The following is a 20,426-nucleotide window of genomic DNA, read 5'->3' as shown; positions in this document are numbered from 1 at the left end:
CCCGCGGACCTGCCTGGAGTGTGCCGACGGCAGGCTGCCTTGCCTGGCCTGTCCGGTCCGTCTGGTCCGTCTCCCGGGCCCGACCTCTCATCGAGGCTGTCCCGATGGCGACGGCCTGGAGCTCTGCCGGTGCTGTCCCGACAACCCGACTCCGCACCGGGGTTGTGCCGACGGTCCATCGCTCCGGCGGGGCGCTCCCGACGACCCACCGCTCCATCGAGGCCACCGCATGATCCACACCCCGGTCGAGGCCGCCGCAGGCCGCGAGATCCCCTACGCCTTCCGGTACACCGTCCCCGACGAGTTCGTCGGGCTGCCCGACCCCACGGCCACCGACGGCTGGTGGGAGGCGCTCGCCCGGCTCGTCCCCGACGCCGACCAGACGCAGCTGGCCGCCGCCACGGAGCGGCTGCGCGCCGCCCTGCCCGGACTGTCCCGGGGCGGGGAGGAGACCGTCGACCTCACCGCGCTCTGCCTGGGCACCGAGGACGTCGGGGGGGAGGAGCGGCTGTCCATGGGGCTGCTCGCGGTGACCGTGAAACCGAGCGGCCACCGAGACCGGCTGCTGACCGCCGAGGGCATCTACCGGGCCAAGGAGCAGAAGTTCTTCGCCCGCGAACGCGAGCTGCAGGAGCTGGACTTCCCGCTCGGCAAGGGCGTGCAGGGCCGGCAGGACATGCTGCTGGCGGCCCGGCTGCCGTGCGGCCCCGGCGTGATGTCCACCTCGCTGCGCATGATCACGCTGCCCGCCCGGCTCGCCGCCGAGACCGGCATCGCGGACGTCGCGGGCACCGGTGAGCCGCTGCGCCCGTCGCTGCCCATGGCCACGCTCCAGCTGATCGTCCCGGCCCCGCGCGACTACTGCGTCTACGTGACGATCTCCACGCCGTCGGTGTTCCTGCTCGACTCCTACTGCGCCCGCCTGGCCGAGATCGGCCGGACGTTCACCTTCGACGCGCCGACGTGAGAAGAGCCCGGTGTGCGGGGCGGAGCGCTACTTCTGCCCCTCCGCCTGCTTCTTCTTCAGTTCGTCGTACAGCTTCTGGTCGAGCTTGGTGAACTCCTCCGACGCCTTCCGGGCGAACTTCGACACCCCCTTGGTCAGCTTCGACAGCTGCCCGAAGCCGTAGTCCCAGGAGTCGGCGAAGTCGTCGCAGGCGGACTCCAGGCCGCCGTGGCCGACCTGCTTGGAGTCGGCGTGCTTCATCTCCTTGGACGCCGACTTCATCTGGCCGCCGCTGCTCTCCAGCGTGCCGGCCATCCCCAGGACCTCGTCACTGGCGAACTTCAGGAATGACAACGCCCGGCCCCCCTCGATCAGCTCCGTCGGTTCCGTCCATGATGCCCCAGCCGGCCGCCCCGCCGCTCACCGCATCAGTTCCCCCGCGTTCACCAGCAGCGACTGGCCCGTGATCGACCGCGCCCGGTCCGACGCCAGGAACACCACCGCGTCCGCCACGTCCTCGTCCGTCGCCGGCTCCGGCAGCGCCATCCGGTCGGTCAGCCGGCGCAGCACCTCCGACTCCGGTGCGCCCTCCGCCCGGGCCGTGGCACGGACGTACGCCTGCACCGGCGGGCCCCACATCCAGCCCGGCAGCACCGTGTTGACCCGGATCCGGTACGGGCCCAGCTCCTCGGCCAGCGAGTACATCGCGCTGGTCAGCGCCCCCTTCGACGCGGCGTACGCGGTGTGCCGCACCCGGGTCGGTGCCGCCACCGCCGACTGGGTGCCGACGATCACCACCGCACCGCCCCCGCCGCCGCGCAGCGCCGGGACGCACGCCCGGGTCATGCGCAGGGTGCCCAGCAGGTTCACCTCCAGTACCCGCCGCCACTCGGCGAAGTCGGCGTCCTGCAGGCCGCCGAAGTGGTCGTCCCGGGCGGCCACATGGACCACCGCGTCGATGCCGCCGAACCGCTCCCGGGCCAGCCCGGCCAGCGCCGCGCACTGCTGCTCGTCGGTGATGTCGGTCGCCCGGAACGCGATGTGCCGGCCGTCCGGGTCCAGTCCGGTGGCCGTCTTCGCCAGGTTCGCCTCCGTACGCGCCCCCAGCACGGCGTTGCCGCCGTCCCGTACGACGGCCGCGGCGACCCGGTGGCCGAGCCCGGCCCCGACCCCCGACACGACGACGGTCTTGCCCGCTAGCAGTGACATCGGTGACCTCCCGGCTCCGCACGGCCCTGGCCCTCTATCTGACGAACCGTCAGAGTAGGAGCCGGTCACCCGTCGAGGAAGGGGAACGGCATGAGCGAGAAGGGCGAGAAGGGCGAGAAGAGCGAGAAGGGCGAGAAGAGCGAGAAGGGCGAATCGAGCCCGGAGCCCCGCACCCGCACCCGCAGCGAGCTCTACGGCGAACTGGCTGCCGTCGGCCCCTACGGCACCCGGCCCGGCCATGCGCTCATCACCCTGGTCGAACCCCACCCCGGCCACGAGTACGCCTACAACCGCTGGTACGAGGACGACCACTACTACGCCGGTGCGATGGCGATGCCCTGGATGTACGCCGGCCGCCGCTGGGTGGCCACCCGGGACCTGCAGCTCCTGCGCTACCCCGAACGGTCCGCGGTCGCCGACCCGGTCACCACCGGCTGCTACCTCTCCACGTACTGGATCACCGCCGGACGCTACGACGACCACATGCGCTGGACCGTGGCCATCAACCGGCGCCTCAACCACGACGCCCGGGTCTACCGCGACCGCACCCACGTGCTCACCGCCTTCCACGACCACGAGGCGACCGTCTACCGCGACGGTGCCTCCGGGCCGCGCGACCGGCACGCCCTCGACCACCCGTACACCGGCCTGGTCCTGCAGGTCGTCGACGCCGCGTCGGAGGAGCGGCGCAGCGAACTGCTGGACTGGCTGCGCCACCGCCATCTGCCCGAGCGGCTGGCGGGTTCCCCGGCGGCGCTGGTGTGCGTCTTCCGGCCCACCCCGCTGCCCGGCGACCGGATGACCTACGTCGGGCAGGTCGAGGGCACCGGTACCCGGCTGACCCTGCTGTGGTTCCTCCAGGCCGACCCGCGCGCCTGCTGGGAGGACCGTTTCACCGGCCTGGACACGGCGGTGGCCGGGACCGGGCTGGGGCGGGTGGAGCTGGTGGCGCCGTTCGTGCCCACGATCCCGGGCACGGACACCTACGTGGACCGGCTGCGCTGAGCGCGGCAGGACGTACGCCCGCGGGTCAGCGCCACTCCTTCGGGCACGTCGTCCCGCGCGGCACGTCGTAGGGCGCCGTCAGCCGGTAGGTGCCTGGCTCCGGGGCGAGCAGCACGGTCCACGCGTCCCCGAAGGAGTCCTCCTCCGACTCCATCAGACAGCCGTTCACGTTGTCGAAGGTCTTCGGCTCGCCTTCCGCGCGGTCCTCCTTCGAGGCCTCCGTCTCCTGCGGCGGATCGAGCTTCTCGCCGTCGGCGTCCACCAGGCTCAGCCACGGCGAGTACGGGATGCGGACCAGGATCCGGCCCGCCTGCTGCACCCGGATCGTCCACTCGTCCTGCGCCGCCCGCTCGACCACCGCGTGCGGCTCGGCCAGCGGGGCCGGGTCGGTCACCTCGAACAGCTGCCAGTTCGCGTCGCCCCAGATCTGCTGCAGGTACGGCAGACCGCGCTGCACCAGCTGCCGCTCCCGTTTGCCGCCGTCGCCGTCCGGCTCGTCCTTGGGCAGCACGACGTAGTGGACGGCCCAGCGCTTGAGCCACTCGTGGTAGTTCGCCGAGTTGAGGGTGTCGTCGTAGAAGAGCGGGTTGCGCTCCATGTCGGCCTGGCGGTTCCAGCCGCGGGCCAGGTTCACGTACGTGTCCAGCGCGGACGCCTCGCGGTGCGAAGCGGCCGGGACCACCTCCACCCGGCCGCGCTCCGCGCCGACCTGCTGCAACTCGTTGAGCAGCGGCGCCAGCTCACGCGCCCAGGACGCCCGCGGTGTGGTGTGCACCACGTCGTTGACCGACTTGACGCCGATCCAGACGGCGAACCCGACACCGGCGAGGACGAGTGCGTACCACTTGCGCGAGCGCGGCACCGCGAACGGCAGCGCCGCCACCAGTGCCGCCCCCGCGAACAGCATCGACAGCCGGGTGACGTTCGAGCCGATCTGCGAGCTGATCAGCCACACCAGCAGCACCGCGAGGCCGTACACCGCGGCCGTGATCCGCACGGTGACCCACTCGCGGGGCACCAGCACGAAGACCAGCGCCGCGAACAGCACCGGCAGGCCCGCCGAGGCGAACGACATCGGCTGGGTGCCGGAGAACGGGAAGAAGTAGGCGGACAGCGCCACCACTGCCGTCGGCGGCAGCCCCAGCGCCCAGGCGCCCGGCCGCCGCTTCTGCAGGAACAGCGCCACCGCCACCAGGCCCACGAACAGCCCGGCGACCGGCGAGGCCATGGTGGCGAGCGCGGCCAGCGGCGCGGCGCAGGCCGCCTTCGCCCACCGCTTGTAGCGCCAGCGGTACGGCCAGCAGAACACGGCCCCCAGCGCGGCCAGCGCGAACATGGTGCCCAGGCCGAACGTCACCCGCCCCGACGCCGCGTTGCCCAGCAGCCCGAACACGCCCGCCAGCGCGGCCGGCAGCGGGTTCCGCACCACCCGGCTGCGGACCAGGACCAGCGTCAGCAGCCCCGCCGAGACCGTGCCCGCCAGCATCATCGTGGTGCGGACCCCGAGCAGCGACATCAGATACGGCGACACCACGCTGTACGACACCGGGTGCATACCGCCGTACCAGGCCAGGTTGTACGCCGACCCGGGGTTGCGGCCGACGAACTCCGCCCAGGCGTCCTGCGCCGCGAGATCGCCGCCGCTGTTCGCGAAGGTGAAGAACCAGATGACGTGCAGGACGCCGGCCACACCGGTGACGAGGAGGACGGGGTGGCGCCGCAGCACCGCCCGAGGGCCGCGCGGGGTGCCGCCGGGATCCCGGGGGGTGCCGCCCGGGTTGCCGGGGCCGCGGCGCGCCGGTTCCTCCGTACCGCCGGCGGCGGCGCCGTCCTCCCGTATTCGCGGGGGTGCCCCCGGTCCCGGATCGGCGTCGTCGGCGTGTGTCGGCTCCGCAGTGGCCACCTGAAGGCACTCCCCGTGTCCCGTCGTCTGTTCGCCCCCTATTTTCGCCTGTTCGCCGTCCCCGTCAGCCCAGCCGGGTCAGCCTGTCGGTGAACGCGGGCTCGACCAGGTCTTTCTGCAGGGCGACGGGAACCTTGACGGCACCGCTCGAACCTCCGTCACCCACGGTGAGCGCGCCCACCTCGGTGCCCGCCTTCGCGGTGTGCGGCACGTCGTCCGCCGTGAACGTCAGCTTCACCGTCAGCCCCGACCAGCCGACCGCCTTGACGTCCTGCGTGGCGACGACCGGCGTGCGTCCGCCGAGGCCGTCGTCCACGTACCCGACGACATCGCCCTTCTTGATGATCGTCGCCGACTCCAGCGCGCCCTGGGCGGCCCGGATCAGCTGGTCGGACTCGTGCAGCGCGGCACCGATGATGGTGTTGTCCGGACCCCCCGCCGGCTGCCGCACCACGGCGCCGACGATGGTCCGCGTCTCCCCGCCGACCTCCTTCTTCGCCGCGAAGACGAGGTTGCCGAGCGCCGAGGTGGTGGTGCCGGTCTTGATGCCGACGACGCCGTTGCTGCCGACCAGGCGGTTCCAGTTGTGGTGCGTGGCGCCCTTGTAGTCCACGTAGGACATCATCGCCGCGACCTCGCGGAACACGGGCTGCTCCATCGCCGCCTTGGCCAGCTTCACCTGGTCCACGGCCGTGCTGACCGTCGTGTCGTTCAGGCCGGAGGGGTCGGTGTACGTGGTGTCGGTCATGCCGAGCTCCTCGGCGGCGGCGTTCATCTTCTCCACGAACGCCTCCTCCGACCCCGCGTCCCAGCGGGCCAGCAGCCGCGCCACGTTGTTCGCGGACGCGATGAGGATGCTCTCCAGGGCCTCGCGCTGGGTGATCGAGTCACCGGCGAAGACGTCGACCGTCGACTCCTGTCCCGCCTGCGACTGGTCCTCGGCGGTCTGGTCGATCTCGATCTTCGGGCCGTCGTCACCGCTCTTGAGCGGGTGGTCGCGGAGGATCACGTACGCCGTCATCACCTTGGCGACGCTCGCGATCGGCACCGGCTTCTGCTCACCCGACGAGCCGAACGTGCCGATGCCCTGCACATCCAGCGCCGCCTGCCCGCTGTCCGGCCACGGGATCTGCGGCTTGCCGCCCTCGAAGTCGAAGCTCTCCTGCGCCGTGAGGTCGAGCTGCGGCTCCGGCAGCGGGCGCATGGACTGCACGACCCCGAAGACGATCACCAGGAGCAGCACCAGCGGCGTCCAGATCTTGACCCGGCGCACCGCGGTGCGCAGCGGCGTCTGCGGGGGCGGCGGGGTGTTCGTCAGCTCCGCCAGCAGGTCCATCGGCGGCTTCGGCGGCAGCGGCTGCTGCGTGGTCCGCTCCGGGCCGACCTGCCGGACGGCGGCGGTGGCGTCGGCGGGGGCCTTCGCGGGGGCGTTGGCCGGGGCCTTGGCGGGGGCCTTCGGAGGAGCGGCGGATACGGAGGGGGCGGGGGCCGGCGGCCGGGGGGCCCGGGGGAGCGCGGTGGTCGCGTCCGAGGCGGGCGGCGGCTGACGGGTGGCCGGGTCGTCCAGCGGCTTGAGCGCGACGAACCTGCTGGTGCGCTCGGCGGAGGTCTCGTCCTTGTCGTCCTCGGCGGCGTCCTCGGCGGCGCCGCCGAGCTTCAGCATGGTGGTGGGCTGATCGACTGCGGGGGCGGAGGGGCGTACGGCCTTGAAGGCGGCGGTGGGCTGGTCGACGGGCCGCTCACCGGTACCCGGGGCGTCGTCGGGGTCGGCCCCCGCTTCGGGGGTGGCGTCCTCGGCGTCGGCTTGTGCGTCGGCGTCGGCGTCGGCGTCGGTGTCGGTGTCCGTTTCCGCGCCCGCGGTGGTGGCGGCTCGGGTGGTGTCCGGGGCGGGGCGGCCGGTGGCGGTGGCCGCGTCGGCGCCGGCGTCGGTGTGTGCGTCGGCGCCTGTGTCCGGGCCGTCCGCCTCGGTCCGGACTGCCCCCGGTGCTCCGACTGCCTCGGGCTCGGCTGTGTCTGCCGCTGCCCCGGTCGCCTCGGGCTCGGCTGCGTCCGGCCCGTTCGAGGGGGACTCGGAAGTCTCCGGGATCCCGAGGGCCTTGGGATCCTTGAGGGACCCCGGCGACCCCGAAGCCCCCGGGGGCGCCGGAGCCTCCTCCGTCGACTGCCCCCCGGACGTCGCCACAGGCTCCTCCGCGGCCTCGGACGTGTCGGATGCCGTCTCGGCGCCCGTGGTGCCTCCCGGGCCCTCCTGGGGGTTGTCCGCGGCCTCCTCGGTGCGTTTCTCGCTCCCGGCGCGGTCCTCCGCATCCGTGGTCGCCGCATCGGCGGAGCGCACCCACGCCGCGACCGCGTCCCGCAGCCGCTCGTTGCCCTCGCTGCTGCTGCTGCTGCTGCTGCTGCTGCTGCTGCCGCCGCCGCCGTGGCCGTCGCCGTCGCTCCCGGCCGAGCCCGCGGTCTCCTCCTTCGTCTTCCTCGTCTCCTTCGTCCCCTTCTCCGTCTCACGCACGGACAGCACCTGTGTCGCCGTGTCGACGGGGCCGCCCGCCCCGGGCCGCGTCACCGCAAGCCGCGGATCACGCCTCTGGTCCGCCTCGGCGGGTTCGGCCGCCCTGGCCGGTTCGTTCGTCCCGGTCCTGGCCTCGGGAACCGGACTCGCGCTCCCCTGCGTCGGTTCTTCCGACGACTCACGCTGCTTCGACCTGTCGGGGGACTCGCCCGCCACCGATGCCTCCTCCATGCGCCGCACGCACCGCGTGCGCGTAACGAACCATGTACCAGTGTCCTGTGTACGGGGAGATCCCCTGCGGTAGACGGGAACGACATACCTACTGGTTCCACTACGAACCGGTCACGCACCCTCGACAGACCAATGTGAGAGGGGTCACCCTGTCATTCATCCACGCGGGGAGGCATGGATGGGCAGGAGCCGCAGAACACTTCCGGAGGAGCTTCTGCTGCTGGCACTGGACCCGACCACGGGTACCACTGCACAGCCGCAGTCGCTCGACCTGGGTCTGGCCGGAGCACAGCTCGTGGAGCTGGCGCTGGCCGGACGGATAGCCCCGGACGGGGATCGTATCGCCGTGGTGGTGCCACGGCCGACTGGAGATCCGACGCTGGACTGCGCGTTGGAGCTGCTGCGAAGGCGCGGCGCTCCGGTGCGGGCCGTCCACTGGATCGGCGGGCCGCGTCTAGGGCTCCGCCAGACCTATCTCTCGCATCTGGAGCGATGCGGCATGGTGCATGCCGTGGAGGGCCAGATGTGCGGGGTGCTGCCGACGACGCGCTACCAGGCGACGGACACGGCGATCAGCCGGGAAATCAGGGCCCGGCTGGATTCCGCGATCCGCACTGGCGTGCCACCGGACCCGCGGACCGCGGCGCTCGCCGCGCTCGCTCACGCGGTCGGCCTCGGCAAGCACCTCTACCCGGGCAACGAGGGGCGGTCGTCGCGATCCCGGCTGCGGGATCTCATCCGGCACGACCCCATGGGCGGCCTCGTGGCGCACGCCGTGATGGACGTCCAGAACGGCGCGGCGGCCCAGCCGCGCCGCAGCCCGGCCGGCCGCCCGGCGGCCGGAGCAAGGTCCGCGCCGGAACCCGCCCGCGGAGTTCCCGCGCAGCCGCGCCGCGGTCCCATGGCGCGGGTCGCCGCCCACTGAGCCGGGGCGGCACCAGCACCACACCCCCGTCGCCGCACCGACGTCCCCCCAGACCGGTACGGGAGCCGCAGGCCGCGCGGGGCGGCAGGACCGAACGTCCGGACGACGACGACCGGTCCCGCCGCCCCGCGCGGTCGCATGCCCGGGGGAGCCTCCGAACTGGCGTGTACGCGGCGCATATGGTCCGTTTCCCAGCGGTAGTAAGCACCTTGGTGGCAGTCTGCTCAGCAGCAGATACGCAAAGTGGCAAGTATGAGGCACGCAGCCGGAGGTGCACGTCCCGTGGCGTCCAATGTCAATCCCACCGTCAGGCGGCGCCGGCTGGGCCAGGAGCTGCGCCGGCTCCGTGAGCTCAAGGGCATGACCGCCGAGGAGGTGGCGGAGCGGCTGCTGGTGTCGCAGTCGAAGATCAGCCGCCTGGAGAACGGACGGCGCAGTATCAGCCAGCGCGACGTCCGGGACCTGTGCGGGGTGTACGAGGTCGAGGACCAGCGGATCGTCGACTCCCTGATGCAGATGGCCAAGGACTCCAGACAGCAGGGCTGGTGGCATGCGTTCGGAGACATCCCGTACAGCGTCTACATCGGCCTGGAGACCGACGCGGAGTCGCTGCGGACCTATGAGCCGCAGATCATCACCGGGCTGCTGCAGACCCGTTCGTACGCGGAGGCGCTGATCCAGGGTGCGCTGCCGGAGACGCCGGTCGCGGACGTGGAGAAGCGGGTGCAGGTACGGATACGGCGGCAGGAGCGCATCACGGCCGAGAACAGCCCGCTGCGGCTGTGGGTGGTACTCGACGAGGCGGCGCTGCGGCGGCTGGTGGGCAGCCCGCAGGTGATGCGTGAGCAGCTGGAGCACGTGGCCGAGATGTCGCAGCAGCCGCACATCACGGTGCAGGTGCTGCCGTTCGACGTCGGCGCGCACCCCGGCATCAACGGCCAGTACTCCATCCTTGAGTTCGCCGACGCCGCCGACTCCAGCGTGGTCTACATCGAGGGCGTGACCAGCGACCTGTATCTGGAGAAGGCGCACGACGTGCAGAAGTACACGGTGATGTACGAGCATCTGAGGGCGCAGGCGCTGAACGTGGAGCAGTCGCGGCAGCTCATCGAGACCGTGGCGAAGAGGTATGCGCAGGGTTCGGGGTACACCCCGTGAGGCGGGGCGGGATGCTACACCCCTGAGCGGTCGGACCGGAAGAGTCACTCGGAATATGCCATCCGGTCGGGTGAATGACTGCGCCGAACGGGGAGGTCAGCGAGTAGCGTCGATCACGCCAACGATCACACGACATTGGCGCAAACCGTGCTGCGGGCCCGCCCGGGCCTGTCGCACGGCGACAGCAACTCGCTACCGGAGCAAACGGAGCAACCATGGCAATTCTTCAGGGCGCCACGGACACCTGGACCAAGTCCTCCTACTCCGGAGGAAACGGTGCGTGCGTCGAGGTGAAGTCCCCGGCCGTGACGGCACTCGTCGTCCGTGACTCCAAGACCCCCGAGGGCCCCACGCTGGCCTTCCCCACCGACGCCTGGACCACGTTCCTGACCTCGGTCAAGGCCTGACCACCGCCCCCGAACCACCGTTCCCCGATCCACCCACCGATCCACAACCCGTCCGCTCCCACTGACCCGCCGGACCCACCGGACGCGTCCGGACCGTCCGGCAGGCAGCGCTGCGGCAGAGCCCTCTCGACCAGATCGCCGTCCTAGCCGAGAGGGCTCGGCAGCCGCATCAGGCCACGGTGAACGGCGCGTCACACACCGGATCCCCGGCGACCGTCGCGAGCGGCATGTCCAGCTGATGTAGCAGTGCCACCAGCCCGGCGCGTTCGATCTGGCCGGTGCGGTAGGAAGGTCAAGCGGCGAGCCGTGCCTCCACGGCTGTCACGAGTTCGGCCGCCTCGGGTTCGGTCTGCGGGGCGAACCGGGCAGCGACCTCGCCGTCCCGGCCGATCAGGAACTTCTCGAAGTTCCACCGGATGTCCCCGCTGTGCCCCTCGCCGTCGGCGAAGCCGACCAGGCGCTCGTAGAGCGGATGCCGGCCCCCGCCGTTGACCTCCACCTTCTCGGTCATCGGGAAGGTCACGCCGTACGTCGCGGAACAGAACTCGGCGATCTCCTCCGCGCTGCCCGGCTCCTGCCCCATGAACTGGTTGCACGGTACGCCGAGCACGGTGAACCCCTGCTCCGCGTACCGTTCCTGCAGCCGCTCCAGCCCGGTGTACTGCGGCGTCAGCCCGCACTTGGAGGCGACGTTCACGACGAGCACGACCCGCCCGGCGTACTGTCCGAGCCCGGCCGAGCCGCCCTGCAGGGCGCCGATCTCCACGCCGAGGGGAGAGGACCCGCTGTCGAATGCGTCAGTTGTCATGCCAGGATGCTAGATCCTGCACGCCGCGGCGGATCGTCCGCACCATGACCCCGGCGTGACGACCCGCCCACGGTCGGACGCCGCCTTCACCGACGCCCGGGCTTCGTCTCCTCTCCCCTCCGCACCCATGTCCGGCCCACCCAACGGGCGCCGGCCCCCACAGCGAGCGCAACCAGGCGGTAGGCGCGGTTGTTCGTGTCGGCGTGCGTGAAATCGATGCGCCAGTTGCAGAAGCCGCTGCTGAGTGCGCCGGCGAAGGCGCAGTGGGCGCCGGCGGTGTGGGCCTCGCGGCGTTGGCGGGGCGCCGGGCCGCGGGCGGGGCCGGTACCGGACCGGGGCCGGCTGGGGGGCGGATCCGGGGGCTCGGCTTCGATTGGGTCAAGGCCGGCGGTGGGAACCTCTGTGCCGTCAAACCCTTGCATAGTCTAATGGACCGGGGAGGGGCGCCTGAGAACACGGAGGGCGGCTCCTGAGCGCCGCGACACCGGAGTGGTCATGACCGTGAAGAAGTCGACGCCCAGTGCCGCCGTGCTGAACTGGATGCCCGTCGCGGCCATGGCCGTGGTGGCCGTGGTCGACATCGTCGCCGGGCCCAACGTGGGATTCCTGCCGCTGGTCTCGCTGGGACCGGCGTTCGCCGGACTGGTCGGAGGCTGGCGCCGTACCGCGCTGATCGGGCTGGTCGCCCTGCTGCTCTGCCTCGGGCTCGGCCTCTACAACGGCCTGTTCGACAGCAGCCGCGGCTACAGCGCCATGGCGTCCGTCGCGGGCGTGACCGGCGTCGGCGTCGCGGCGGCCGTGATGCGCTCGCGCCGGGAGGCGGAGCTGGCCAGCGTCCGGTCGATCGCCGAGGTCGCGCAGCGGGTGCTGCTCCGCCCGGTTCCGCTGGCCGCCGGCCCGCTGCAGGCGGCGGTGTCGTACACCTCGGCCGTCGCCGAGGCCCGCATCGGCGGCGACCTCTACGAGGTGGTGGCCTCCCCGCACGGCGTCCGGGTGATCGTGGGCGATGTGCAGGGCAAGGGGCTGGCGGCGGTGGAGACGGCGGCCGTCGTCCTCGGCGCCTTCCGGGAGGCCGCGTACGACGAACCGGACCTGATGAGACTCGGCGAACGCCTGGAGCGCAGCGTCGCCCGGGAGCCGGACGACGAGAAGTTCGTGACCGCGATTCTCGCCGAGATCGGCCGCGCCGGGCCGGCGGTCCTCCTCAACTACGGCCACCCGGCACCGCTGCTGGTCCACCGGGACGGCAAGTCCGACTTCCCGCAGCCGCCCGCGTACGCGCTGCCGCTGGGCCTGACGGCACACGACGGCCCCGGCCCCGAGCCGTACCACGTCGACTTCGCCCCCGGCGACCAGCTGCTCCTCTACACCGACGGCGTCACCGAGGCCCGTGACGACCAGGGCGGCTTCTACCCGCTCGGCGAGCGGGCCGACCAGCTCCTCAAGGACCCCGACGCGCACCGTGCCCTGGACGCACTGCGGGAGGACCTGGTCCGCCATGCGGCCGGACCGCCCCACGACGACGCGGCGATGCTGCTGCTCCGTTACCAGGGGCACGGCGAGGCGCCGTTACGCCCGTAGAGACCGTAGAGACCGCAGAGACCCCGTGGGAGGGGAGGCTGCACTCACGCGTCGTCCGGCGGCTCTTCCTCCGCGAGCCGTTCGGCGATGTCGTCGGCCCACTCCAGCGCCCACCGCCGCAGCTCGGCCACCGCCTCCGGGTCGAGCCCGCAGGCGGCGAACGCGCCGTCGTCGATCCAGTCCGCCCCGGTCAGCCGGGACTGGAGGTCGGCGAGGTCGAAGGCGTCGAGCGCGTGCCGGCGCCCGAGTTCCTCCAGCTCCGGCCGGCTGCGCAGCCGTGCCGCGGCCCGCACGTGGACGAGGTCCCGGGCGAGCCCCCGGTCCACCAGCGCCCGCACCCGGGTGCCGATGAGATCCTCCAGCGACAGCACCGGCCCGTCCTCAGAAGCCACCGGCGGCCCCCACAGCACCTCCTTCACGACGTCCACCACACACTCCGCACCGGTCACCGGCTCGGCGACCACCAGCCGCGCCGCCAGCGGATCCGTCTCGACCGACGCTACGAGCCACCCGAGCTCCACGAGCCCCGCACGCACACCGTCGGCGATCTCCGCCATGCCGGCGGAGCTGTCCGAGGCGACGGTGACACCCGGCCCCGCCCGCTCCACCAGCCCGTGCTCGCGCGCCGCATGTCCCCCGGCCAGCAGCAGCCCGTACGGCGCCCCCGCGGCCAGGAGATCGGCCGGCAGGCTCCGGGGCGGCGGCTCAGCCATGAGGGGTGGGGGAGTGGAAGCAGTCGATCACGGCCCGATTATCACCGGACGCCGGTCGGCTCGCCGCCCGGCCGACACGGGGCGGGAGGGCAGGCCGTAGGGGGATGCGGTACACCGCCGCCACCGTGCCGTCACGAACGCATACGGAACAAGCCGAACTCCGCGGCCCGAGCCCGCTCGCCTGCGGCGCCCGTCCAGCCGCACGAACAGCCTGAACCCTCGGCCCGCCCCATCCCGGAACCACTCAATCACCCTACAGATTCGACCTGTTGCGCACGGTTCCTGTTTACTGATGCGAAGTGTCGCGTCTATCGTGCGTCATCGACCGGTCGGCGCCCCGGCGCGCGCACGCGGGGCCCGCACACCGTAAGTGGGGAGGATGCATGCTGCGACGGCGCACCCGGCTGCCGCTGCCTGCCCCGACCGGGTGTGCAGCACCGTTGGCGACGGACCCGACCGGGCGGAACCGCCACCGGCATCGCCACCGCCCACCGCCCCGACCCGGAGACCGGCCTCCCCGCCCTCCTGCGGGTCCGGGGCGAGAGCGGTCCGGTGGCGCCCCTGCCTCCCAAGGACAGGCGAGCTCCGGCCTGTGCCCGGTCCCGTGGGCTCCGGATCGCGATGGCGGAACGCGCCGCGGCGACGGCTCCCGCCAACGACGGGTGCACCAGCCCGTGACACGGTTCCAGGACACCAGGCGCCTGGGTACGTCGTCCCGGCGTTGCGGGGTCGACCGGAAGGACCCCATGCCCGCCTACGCCATCGCGCACCTGCGCCCGGCTGCCGCCCCGCACCCGGACACCGCCGAGTACGTCCAGTGCGTCTCCGCCACCTTGGAGCCGTTCGGTGGCCGCTTCCTCGTGCACATCGCCAAGCGCCAGGTGGAACTCGCCCGCCTACCAGGGGATCGCACCCCTGCCCAACCGGCACATAGAGTCTCTGGGTGACCGTACACATGGTCGCTGGTGTACTCGGACGGAGCGGGTGTGGCGGTGCCGGGGCCTCTTCGTCGACTGCCGCACTTGAACCTGCGCCGAGCCACTCGCTTTCGCGGACCGGGTCCGGTCCGTGGAGCCTGGCTCTCAGGAACGACGGACCGTGCACCCGGCTGCTGCAACCACTCAGGTTGCAGACGCAGAAAGCCCGGCGGATCATTGACGGGAGAGCTGGGTGGCGGGAAATCGCCATTCGCCTCTTCACCGCTCGACTGTCCTCGAGGAGCTTGGGCGCCACCTACCAGCACACGTACGGACTGGCGCACGCGCTTCCGAGCCTGTGTTCCGCGCGGGTGGACTCGGACTACGGCCGCGCAACAGGTCGATCACGAGGGGAGCGCCATGGCCGAGAAGATCGTCGACGTCACGCTGGCAGCCATCACGAATGTCGGCGCCACCCGCGTATCCCCCATGGGGTTCATCCAAGTCCGGACAGTCCGCGCCGTGGACGATGAGCAGGATTTCCAGCGGGAGACCCTGTACTCCAGGGAGCGTGGAGAGCCGTTGCATCCCAGTGGAGCGCAACGACTTGAGCCGGGAAACAGTCTCACCTACAACGTCATGAGACGACTCACCGTTCGTCACTTCGGAACGGAGAGCCCAGGCCAGCTCAACCAGATGCTCATACTTGCCCCTGACCTGACCCAAGACTTCGTCGAGTTGGGGACCGTCCATACTCGCGTTTACTTCGGCTGCTCCAGGCTCAAGATCCGATTTGGCGAGATTGAGGGATTCCAGACCGTCTCCTGCTCACACAACGCCTTTCTTGGCGATCAGGAATGCAAGTTCAGGGCGGACTACACGGTCAATCTCGTTTCTTCGTCGGGGTAGCGCAGGTTCCTCCGGGCGACACGTCCTGGCCGGTTCAGTACGGCCTGTCGTGCTCGGCCGGAGTCTTCGACGCTTCCGGCGTGAACGGATCGGGCACACGGTCCGTATGCGTATCCGATCGGGGTGCGCACAGGGACGAAGTACCCGATCTTCATGGCGTTGGCGCACAGGGCCGCGAGTACGGCGGCCCCGGGGGGATGTGAGGCAACTATGTCGGTGGCGGGCAATGCGGTGCGCAGAGGCACCGTACTTCCGGTGGACGCGGCACGACGGGCGATGTGGGCATTCGTCATCGCCAACGTGGTGATCGTCGAGGCGCTGTTCCTCGGCGCCGGCTCGGGCAAGAACGGGGTGCTCACGGTCGCCAAGTTCTTCGGGGTCCACGCGGCCCTGTTGATGCTGTTCCAGCTGCTGCTGGTGGCCCGGCTGCCGTGGCTGGACCGCCGCATCGGGATGGACCGGCTCACGGTGTGGCACCGCTGGGTCGGCTTCACCCTGCTGTGGACCGTCCTCACCCACGCCACGCTGGTGGTGCTCGGCTACGCGACGCTCGACGACGCGTCCATGGCGAAGACGTTCGTCGCACTGAGCGGGGTGCCGGCCTCCCTGCTGGGCATACTGGCCGCGAGCGTCATCGTCGTGATTGCCGTAATCTCCACCCGGGCGCTTCGCCGGCGGCTGCAGTACGAGGTCTGGCACGGTCTGCACCTGCTGCTCTACGTGGCCCTGGGGCTGTCGTTCGTCCACCAGCTGCTGGAGACCACGACGTTCACGTCCTCCGCCTTCGCCCAGGCCTACTGGTGGATCCTGTGGCTGTTCGCCTTCGGCGCCCTGCTGACGGGACGCCTGGTCATGCCGCTGTGGCGCAACGCCTACCACCAGTTCCGCGTCGTGGCCGTGGTGCCGGAGTCGGACAACGTGGTCTCCGTCTACGTCACCGGCCGGCACCTCGAGAAGCTCCCCGCACGGGCGGGCCAGTTCTGCATCTGGCGGTTCCCCGGACACCACCACTGGTGGCTGGCCAACCCCTTCTCCCTGTCGGCGGAGCCGCGCGGGCAGGGGCTGCGCCTGACGGCGAAGGCGGTGGGCAGCGCCAGCGCCGGTCTGCGGAACGTCCCGGCCGGCAGCCGCGCCTTCGTCGAGGGGCCGTACGGGGCGTTCACCTCGCTGCACCGGACCCGGCCCGGCGCCCTCCTCATCGCCGGCGGCGTGGGGATCACACCGGTGCGGGCCATGCTGGAGGAACAGGGGACCGGCGACGTCGTGGTGCTGTACCGGGTGCGCAGCGAGGCCGACGCCGTGCTGCTGAACGAGGTCCGGCAGCTGGTCGCGCTCCGGGGCGGCCGGCTGCACCTGATCACGGGCCGGACCGGCGAGAGCGGCGCCCCGCCCTTCGATCCGAGCGTCCTGTCCCGGTTGGTCCCCGACGTCACCGGACGCGACGTGTACGTCTGCGGCCCGCCCGCCATGACCACGGCCGTGCTCTCCAGCCTGAGGGACCTGCAGGTCCCCGCGCGACAGGTGCACGCCGAGAAGTTCGGCATGGCCTGACCCGGAAAGGGCCGCGCCCCTCCGCAGGGTCGCCCGCCCGCCACCCTCCGCACCGACGACGACGAGAACGGGGCCGCCGCGGCGCCCCCGGGACACACGCCCCCGACGCACTCGCCGCGCGCTCCAGGGCGGGGACCCCCGGCCGCGGCAGGTACCACTGCCGGGAGCACCTCGGAATCGGATCGGAAGCGGTTGGCCGGTACCGGCGGAAGCGCCCGGAGTGGTCTCGTGGACGAGGTGAGGCCGGGCGATGCGGCGCGGGGCAGGACGGCGGGAGATGCCGCGAAGGGGGAGCTGGGAGATGCGGATCGACCCGTCGGCCCCGGGGACACGCCCCGGCCACCGCCCGGCCTCACCTTCGTCCTCAGTCGGCCGCGCGCGGGCCGGGGACCAGGTCCTGGAAGCGCTGTTCCACCGGGGTCAGGTCGGTCCGGGCCAGCTCCTGGGGCCGGATCACGAGGCGCAGCTCGGGGGTCAGCGCGGGATAGCGGCGGCAGGCGTCGATGAACGAATCCACGATCAGGGCGACCAGCTGGCCCCGGTCCAGATCGGTGACACGGGCCAGCCCGGAACCGATCAGGGGAATGGCGACCGGCTTGAACAGACCGTGAACCGCCACGGAGGCCCACAGGTTCTCCAGACTCAGCTGCAGATCACGGTCGCTGGACCTGGCCACGAGATCGTTGCCGAGCTGCGAGTAGGCGGTGGCGAACACCCGGCGGCCGTCGATCGGCACCACCACGGTCGTGCCCACCGGGTAACGCACCCGCCGGCCCAGAGGCTTGGACCGAACGCTCTCGGTGCCCGCCGCCTTCACCTTGCGCAGCCCCGCCCGCAGCTTGTCGTCGAGCAGACGGCGCCGCCCGGCGAACACCCGGTCCACGAGCTGGCTCTGCACGCTCTCGCGGCTGATCACGAGATCCTCGGCGGTCTCCGTGTCGAAGGTGTCGGTGAACCCGACCACCAGGTTGCAGTCCGCCTGGTCGAACAGGTCGCCGCGCACCAACACCACGTCGGCACGCTGGCCGGGCAACGGCACCCGGTGCCTCAGCAGTTCGGACCCGTGTCTGGCACGCAGCTCCGCGCGCAGGGTGTCGAGGACACGCGCGGCCTCGGCGTCGTCCGGGCGTTCACGGACGATCAGCTCGGCGACCGGCAGGGCGAGCTCCGGACGCCCCAGGTCCGTCTGGACCCGTACGAGTTCACGCCGGGCGGTCTCCTGGAGAACCGTCAAGCGGCGGATGAAGGGCATCGCGAACCCCTCGCCGTTCACCTCGGCCAGCGGCCGGCCGCGCACCATGGACAGCGCCTCGGCCAGCCGGTGGGCGGCGGTGGCCGGCGGTGCGAGCAGGGCGCCGCTGACGATCGCGGTGAACCGCGCGCTGTCCAGTTCCTCGAGCCCCAGCACCAGTCGGTAGGCGGTCTCCGGCCCTTGCACGGTGGCCTGCTGCTCGGTGCGCAGGATGTTCGTCCCGGCGCTGTCCTGGCCGGGTGCCAGGGCCCGACGCAGCTCCAGGACCCGTTTCTGGACCTCGTTGCGGTTGCGCTGGTCCAGATGGCGGGGCTCGTCCGAGAGCCCCCACACGTCCCGGCGCAGTTGCCGCACCGGCACCGCCTCGCCCTCGGCCGCCACCAGACGGACCAGCAGCCGTACGGTCAGCGGCGTCAGCCGGACCGGAAGACCGTCGACCTCGAGCTGGACCGGGCCCAGTATCTTCACTCGAACACGCGCTCTCGCACCGACCATGCCCGTCGCCCCCCGGCGGTTGTGCGTCACTCTGAGTCAGGTATGAGTGACCGGCAGATTATCACCAGCGAGTGGGGTAACCATGAGTTCGGGTGATTCCGGTGCTTTGGACCCGATGAACCCGATACGGTTGCCGGATACCTCCAGGCCGGGGTCCCGCCCGGAACCCCGGCCCCGCCCAGGATCCCGGCCCCGCCCACGACGGCGTCCGGGTCGCCGCTCCCGCAGTCTCCGCCTCTCACGTCTGCTGCGTGGCACCCGGCGCGCCCGGCAGGTCTTCGTACGCGACACGATGGTGGCCTTCGGCGGGCTGTCCGCCGTGCTTCAGGTCGCTGGCCCGTTCGTGCCGCACCTCGGGTCCGGCGCGGTCGTCGGGCTGTCGGTGGCGGCCTGTCTGGGCTGGGGGCTGGTGAGGGCCCGCCCGGCGGCCCGGGTGCAGCAGGCGTTCCGGCGGCCCGACATGACCGTGGTCGTCGAGGCGGGCGATGTGTTCGACCAGCCGGCCCATGTCGTCGTCGGCTTCTGCGACACCTTCGACACCCTGTCGGCCGACGGCAGGGTCATCAACGCCGACAGCATGCAGGCGCAGCTGCTGGAGCGCACGTACGGCGGCGACGTGGCCCGGCTGGACGCGGAGCTGAGCGCGGCGCTCGCTTCGGCCGAGCCCGTTGCGCGCGAGCAGCGGGCGGACAAGCCGCTCGGCAAGCTCGACCGCTACCCGATCGGCACGGTGGCCGTCCTGGGCACCCGACCGCGTCTGGTGTTCGGCGTCGCCTACAGCCGGATCGGCAACGACTACGTGGCCGCCTCCGGCGTCGAGGATCTGTGGCGCGGCCTGGGGGGACTGTGGGACGCACTGCGCGCGCACGCCCCACTGGACACCGTGGCCATGCCGTTGGTGGGTTCCGGCCTGGCGCGGCTCGGCTTCCTCGACCGGGACAGCCTGCTCCGGCTGGTTCTGATGTCCTTCGTGGCCCGCTCCCGGGAGAGCGTGATCTGCCGTGAACTGCGCCTGGTGATACGGCCCGAGGAGCTGCAGAGCGTCGACATGCGCGAACTGGCGGCGTTCCTGGAGGCCCTGGCGTCCGGCCCGGAGCGGTAGGAGAGGCCCGACCCACCCAGCCGCCCGTGACGGCGTACGTCCATCCGCTGACGCCCGCACGAGGGGGGCGGAAGGCCCTCGGCGTCCCGCCCCCACCCCGCCGTCCCTCAGGCCAGCCGTCGGTAGGCCGCCAGATTCCTGAAGTACGAGATGTCACGCCAGTCCGGCCGGGTGTCGTCGAGGTCGCACTCGGCTCCCTTGAGCCGTTCGACGATCTTCGAGACGGCGGTCTCGGAGCCGTCGAAGTGGATCACGTTGCGGCCCGCGAGGTCCGCGGCCGGCCGCACCTGGCCGACCTGCACGATGATCGTCCGCTCCGGATAGGCCATCAGCGCCATGCCGAGCTCGATCAGCACGTTCTGGCGGGGCTGGCCGGTCAGCCGGGTCTCGTAGGGAGGCTCGCTGTCGCCCAGCAGGTGCGGATGGAGCTTGCTGACGTCGTCCGGAGTGAGCAGCACGAGCGCCGCCTGCGCCTGCGACAGCGCCTTCTCGATGACCTCGCCGAGGAACGGCGCGGTCCCCCCGGTGGCCCGGACCAGCCGCTCCCACTCCAGCGGGCGCAGGTCGAGCCTGCGCAGCAGCCCGAACATCGCCGTGCGGACCTCCTCGTCGCGGCCGTGCACCACGAAGACGCTGCGGCTGCGGGCGTGGTCCGCGCGCGCCTGGGCCGCCCGCGCCGCCTCCTGCTCGGCGGACGGCTGCGGAGGCTGGGGGGTGTTGTAGACGTTGTACCCGAAGCCGTTGTTGCTGCCGCCGAGGATGTTCTGGTTCCTGTCGCCGAAGGTGTGGCCCTGGCTCATGGTCACTC

General features: G+C 71.8%; 17 protein-coding genes and 1 pseudogene. 10 read left to right on the top strand and 8 right to left on the bottom strand.

The features are described 5' to 3' along the window. Positions 1-229: 229 nt before the first annotated feature. Positions 230-967, top strand: a complete 738-nt coding sequence (locus tag V5O46_RS06325) for a hypothetical protein (protein WP_332883433.1) — start codon at positions 230-232, stop codon at positions 965-967. Between the two features lie 27 nt (positions 968-994). On the opposite strand, the gene V5O46_RS06320 is transcribed toward V5O46_RS06325, so the two are convergent. Together V5O46_RS06320 and V5O46_RS06315 are read right to left on the bottom strand one after the other, a co-directional pair. Continuing rightward, complete coding sequence (locus V5O46_RS06320) at positions 995-1,300, bottom strand: hypothetical protein (protein ID WP_332883432.1); 306 nt, start codon at positions 1,298-1,300, stop codon at positions 995-997. Between the two features lie 66 nt (positions 1,301-1,366). Continuing rightward, a complete protein-coding gene (locus V5O46_RS06315; RefSeq protein ID WP_332883431.1) occupies positions 1,367-2,155 on the bottom strand; it encodes an SDR family oxidoreductase in 789 nt (262 codons plus the stop codon). Positions 2,156-2,245: 90 nt separating this feature from the next. On the opposite strand from V5O46_RS06315, the gene V5O46_RS06310 reads away from it, so the two are divergent. Then, positions 2,246-3,160 carry a hypothetical protein gene (locus V5O46_RS06310; RefSeq protein WP_332883430.1) on the top strand — a complete coding sequence of 305 codons (915 nt, stop codon included), beginning with the start codon at positions 2,246-2,248 and terminating at the stop codon, positions 3,158-3,160. Positions 3,161-3,185: 25 nt separating this feature from the next. Here the strand turns inward: V5O46_RS06310 and V5O46_RS06305 are convergent, their stop codons facing one another. Together V5O46_RS06305 and V5O46_RS06300 are read right to left on the bottom strand one after the other, a co-directional pair. Then, positions 3,186-5,063, bottom strand: a complete 1,878-nt coding sequence (locus V5O46_RS06305; RefSeq protein ID WP_332883429.1) for an MFS transporter — start codon at positions 5,061-5,063, stop codon at positions 3,186-3,188. 64 nt (positions 5,064-5,127) lie between these two features. Next, entirely contained in the window at positions 5,128-7,569 is a 2,442-nt protein-coding gene (locus tag V5O46_RS06300; protein ID WP_408648921.1) for a D-alanyl-D-alanine carboxypeptidase, read from the bottom strand. Between the two features lie 409 nt (positions 7,570-7,978). On the opposite strand from V5O46_RS06300, the gene V5O46_RS06295 reads away from it, so the two are divergent. The 3 genes from V5O46_RS06295 to V5O46_RS06285 all read left to right on the top strand — a co-directional run bounded on the left by V5O46_RS06295 (position 7,979) and on the right by V5O46_RS06285 (position 10,290). Continuing rightward, on the top strand, positions 7,979-8,725 hold the full coding sequence (locus V5O46_RS06295) for a GOLPH3/VPS74 family protein (protein WP_332883428.1): 747 nt from the start codon (positions 7,979-7,981) through the stop codon (positions 8,723-8,725). A 282-nt stretch (positions 8,726-9,007) separates the two neighbouring features. After that, positions 9,008-9,883, top strand: coding sequence for a helix-turn-helix domain-containing protein (locus tag V5O46_RS06290; RefSeq protein ID WP_332883427.1), 876 nt, complete (start codon positions 9,008-9,010; stop codon positions 9,881-9,883). Positions 9,884-10,098: 215 nt separating this feature from the next. Further along, positions 10,099-10,290, top strand: coding sequence for a DUF397 domain-containing protein (locus V5O46_RS06285; RefSeq protein WP_332883426.1), 192 nt, complete (start codon positions 10,099-10,101; stop codon positions 10,288-10,290). Between the two features lie 292 nt (positions 10,291-10,582). On the opposite strand, the gene V5O46_RS06280 is transcribed toward V5O46_RS06285, so the two are convergent. After that, positions 10,583-11,098, bottom strand: a complete 516-nt coding sequence (locus tag V5O46_RS06280; RefSeq protein WP_332883425.1) for a glutathione peroxidase — start codon at positions 11,096-11,098, stop codon at positions 10,583-10,585. Positions 11,099-11,593: 495 nt separating this feature from the next. On the opposite strand from V5O46_RS06280, the gene V5O46_RS06275 reads away from it, so the two are divergent. Beyond that, on the top strand, positions 11,594-12,679 hold the full coding sequence (locus tag V5O46_RS06275; protein ID WP_332883424.1) for a PP2C family protein-serine/threonine phosphatase: 1,086 nt from the start codon (positions 11,594-11,596) through the stop codon (positions 12,677-12,679). A 44-nt stretch (positions 12,680-12,723) separates the two neighbouring features. Here the strand turns inward: V5O46_RS06275 and V5O46_RS06270 are convergent, their stop codons facing one another. Beyond that, positions 12,724-13,392, bottom strand: a complete 669-nt coding sequence (locus tag V5O46_RS06270; protein ID WP_332883423.1) for a hypothetical protein — start codon at positions 13,390-13,392, stop codon at positions 12,724-12,726. Between the two features lie 746 nt (positions 13,393-14,138). Here V5O46_RS06270 and V5O46_RS06265 point away from each other — a divergent pair. The 3 genes and pseudogenes from V5O46_RS06265 to V5O46_RS06255 form a co-directional block, all read left to right on the top strand. Beyond that, positions 14,139-14,328: pseudogene (locus V5O46_RS06265) on the top strand (DUF1330 domain-containing protein); the annotation flags it as partial. A gap of 401 nt (positions 14,329-14,729) precedes the next feature. Next, positions 14,730-15,218, top strand: coding sequence for a hypothetical protein (locus V5O46_RS06260; protein WP_332883422.1), 489 nt, complete (start codon positions 14,730-14,732; stop codon positions 15,216-15,218). Positions 15,219-15,494: 276 nt separating this feature from the next. Then, entirely contained in the window at positions 15,495-16,769 is a 1,275-nt protein-coding gene (locus tag V5O46_RS06255) for a ferredoxin reductase family protein (protein WP_332883687.1), read from the top strand. A gap of 364 nt (positions 16,770-17,133) precedes the next feature. Here the strand turns inward: V5O46_RS06255 and V5O46_RS06250 are convergent, their stop codons facing one another. After that, a complete protein-coding gene (locus V5O46_RS06250) occupies positions 17,134-18,489 on the bottom strand; it encodes a macro domain-containing protein (protein ID WP_332883421.1) in 1,356 nt (451 codons plus the stop codon). Positions 18,490-18,835: 346 nt separating this feature from the next. On the opposite strand from V5O46_RS06250, the gene V5O46_RS06245 reads away from it, so the two are divergent. Then, a complete protein-coding gene (locus tag V5O46_RS06245; protein ID WP_332883420.1) occupies positions 18,836-19,618 on the top strand; it encodes a macro domain-containing protein in 783 nt (260 codons plus the stop codon). 107 nt (positions 19,619-19,725) lie between these two features. Here V5O46_RS06245 and V5O46_RS06240 read toward each other — a convergent pair whose 3' ends face one another. Further along, positions 19,726-20,418, bottom strand: coding sequence for a nucleotide-binding protein (locus V5O46_RS06240; RefSeq protein ID WP_332883419.1), 693 nt, complete (start codon positions 20,416-20,418; stop codon positions 19,726-19,728). Positions 20,419-20,426 lie beyond the last annotated feature (8 nt).

The organism is Streptomyces poriticola (assembly GCF_036689765.1).
GTDB classification, from domain to species: Bacteria; Actinomycetota; Actinomycetes; order Streptomycetales; family Streptomycetaceae; genus Streptomyces; species Streptomyces poriticola.
The sequence above is the reverse complement of the archived record's forward strand: the minus strand, read 5'-3'. Positions and strand labels throughout refer to the sequence as shown.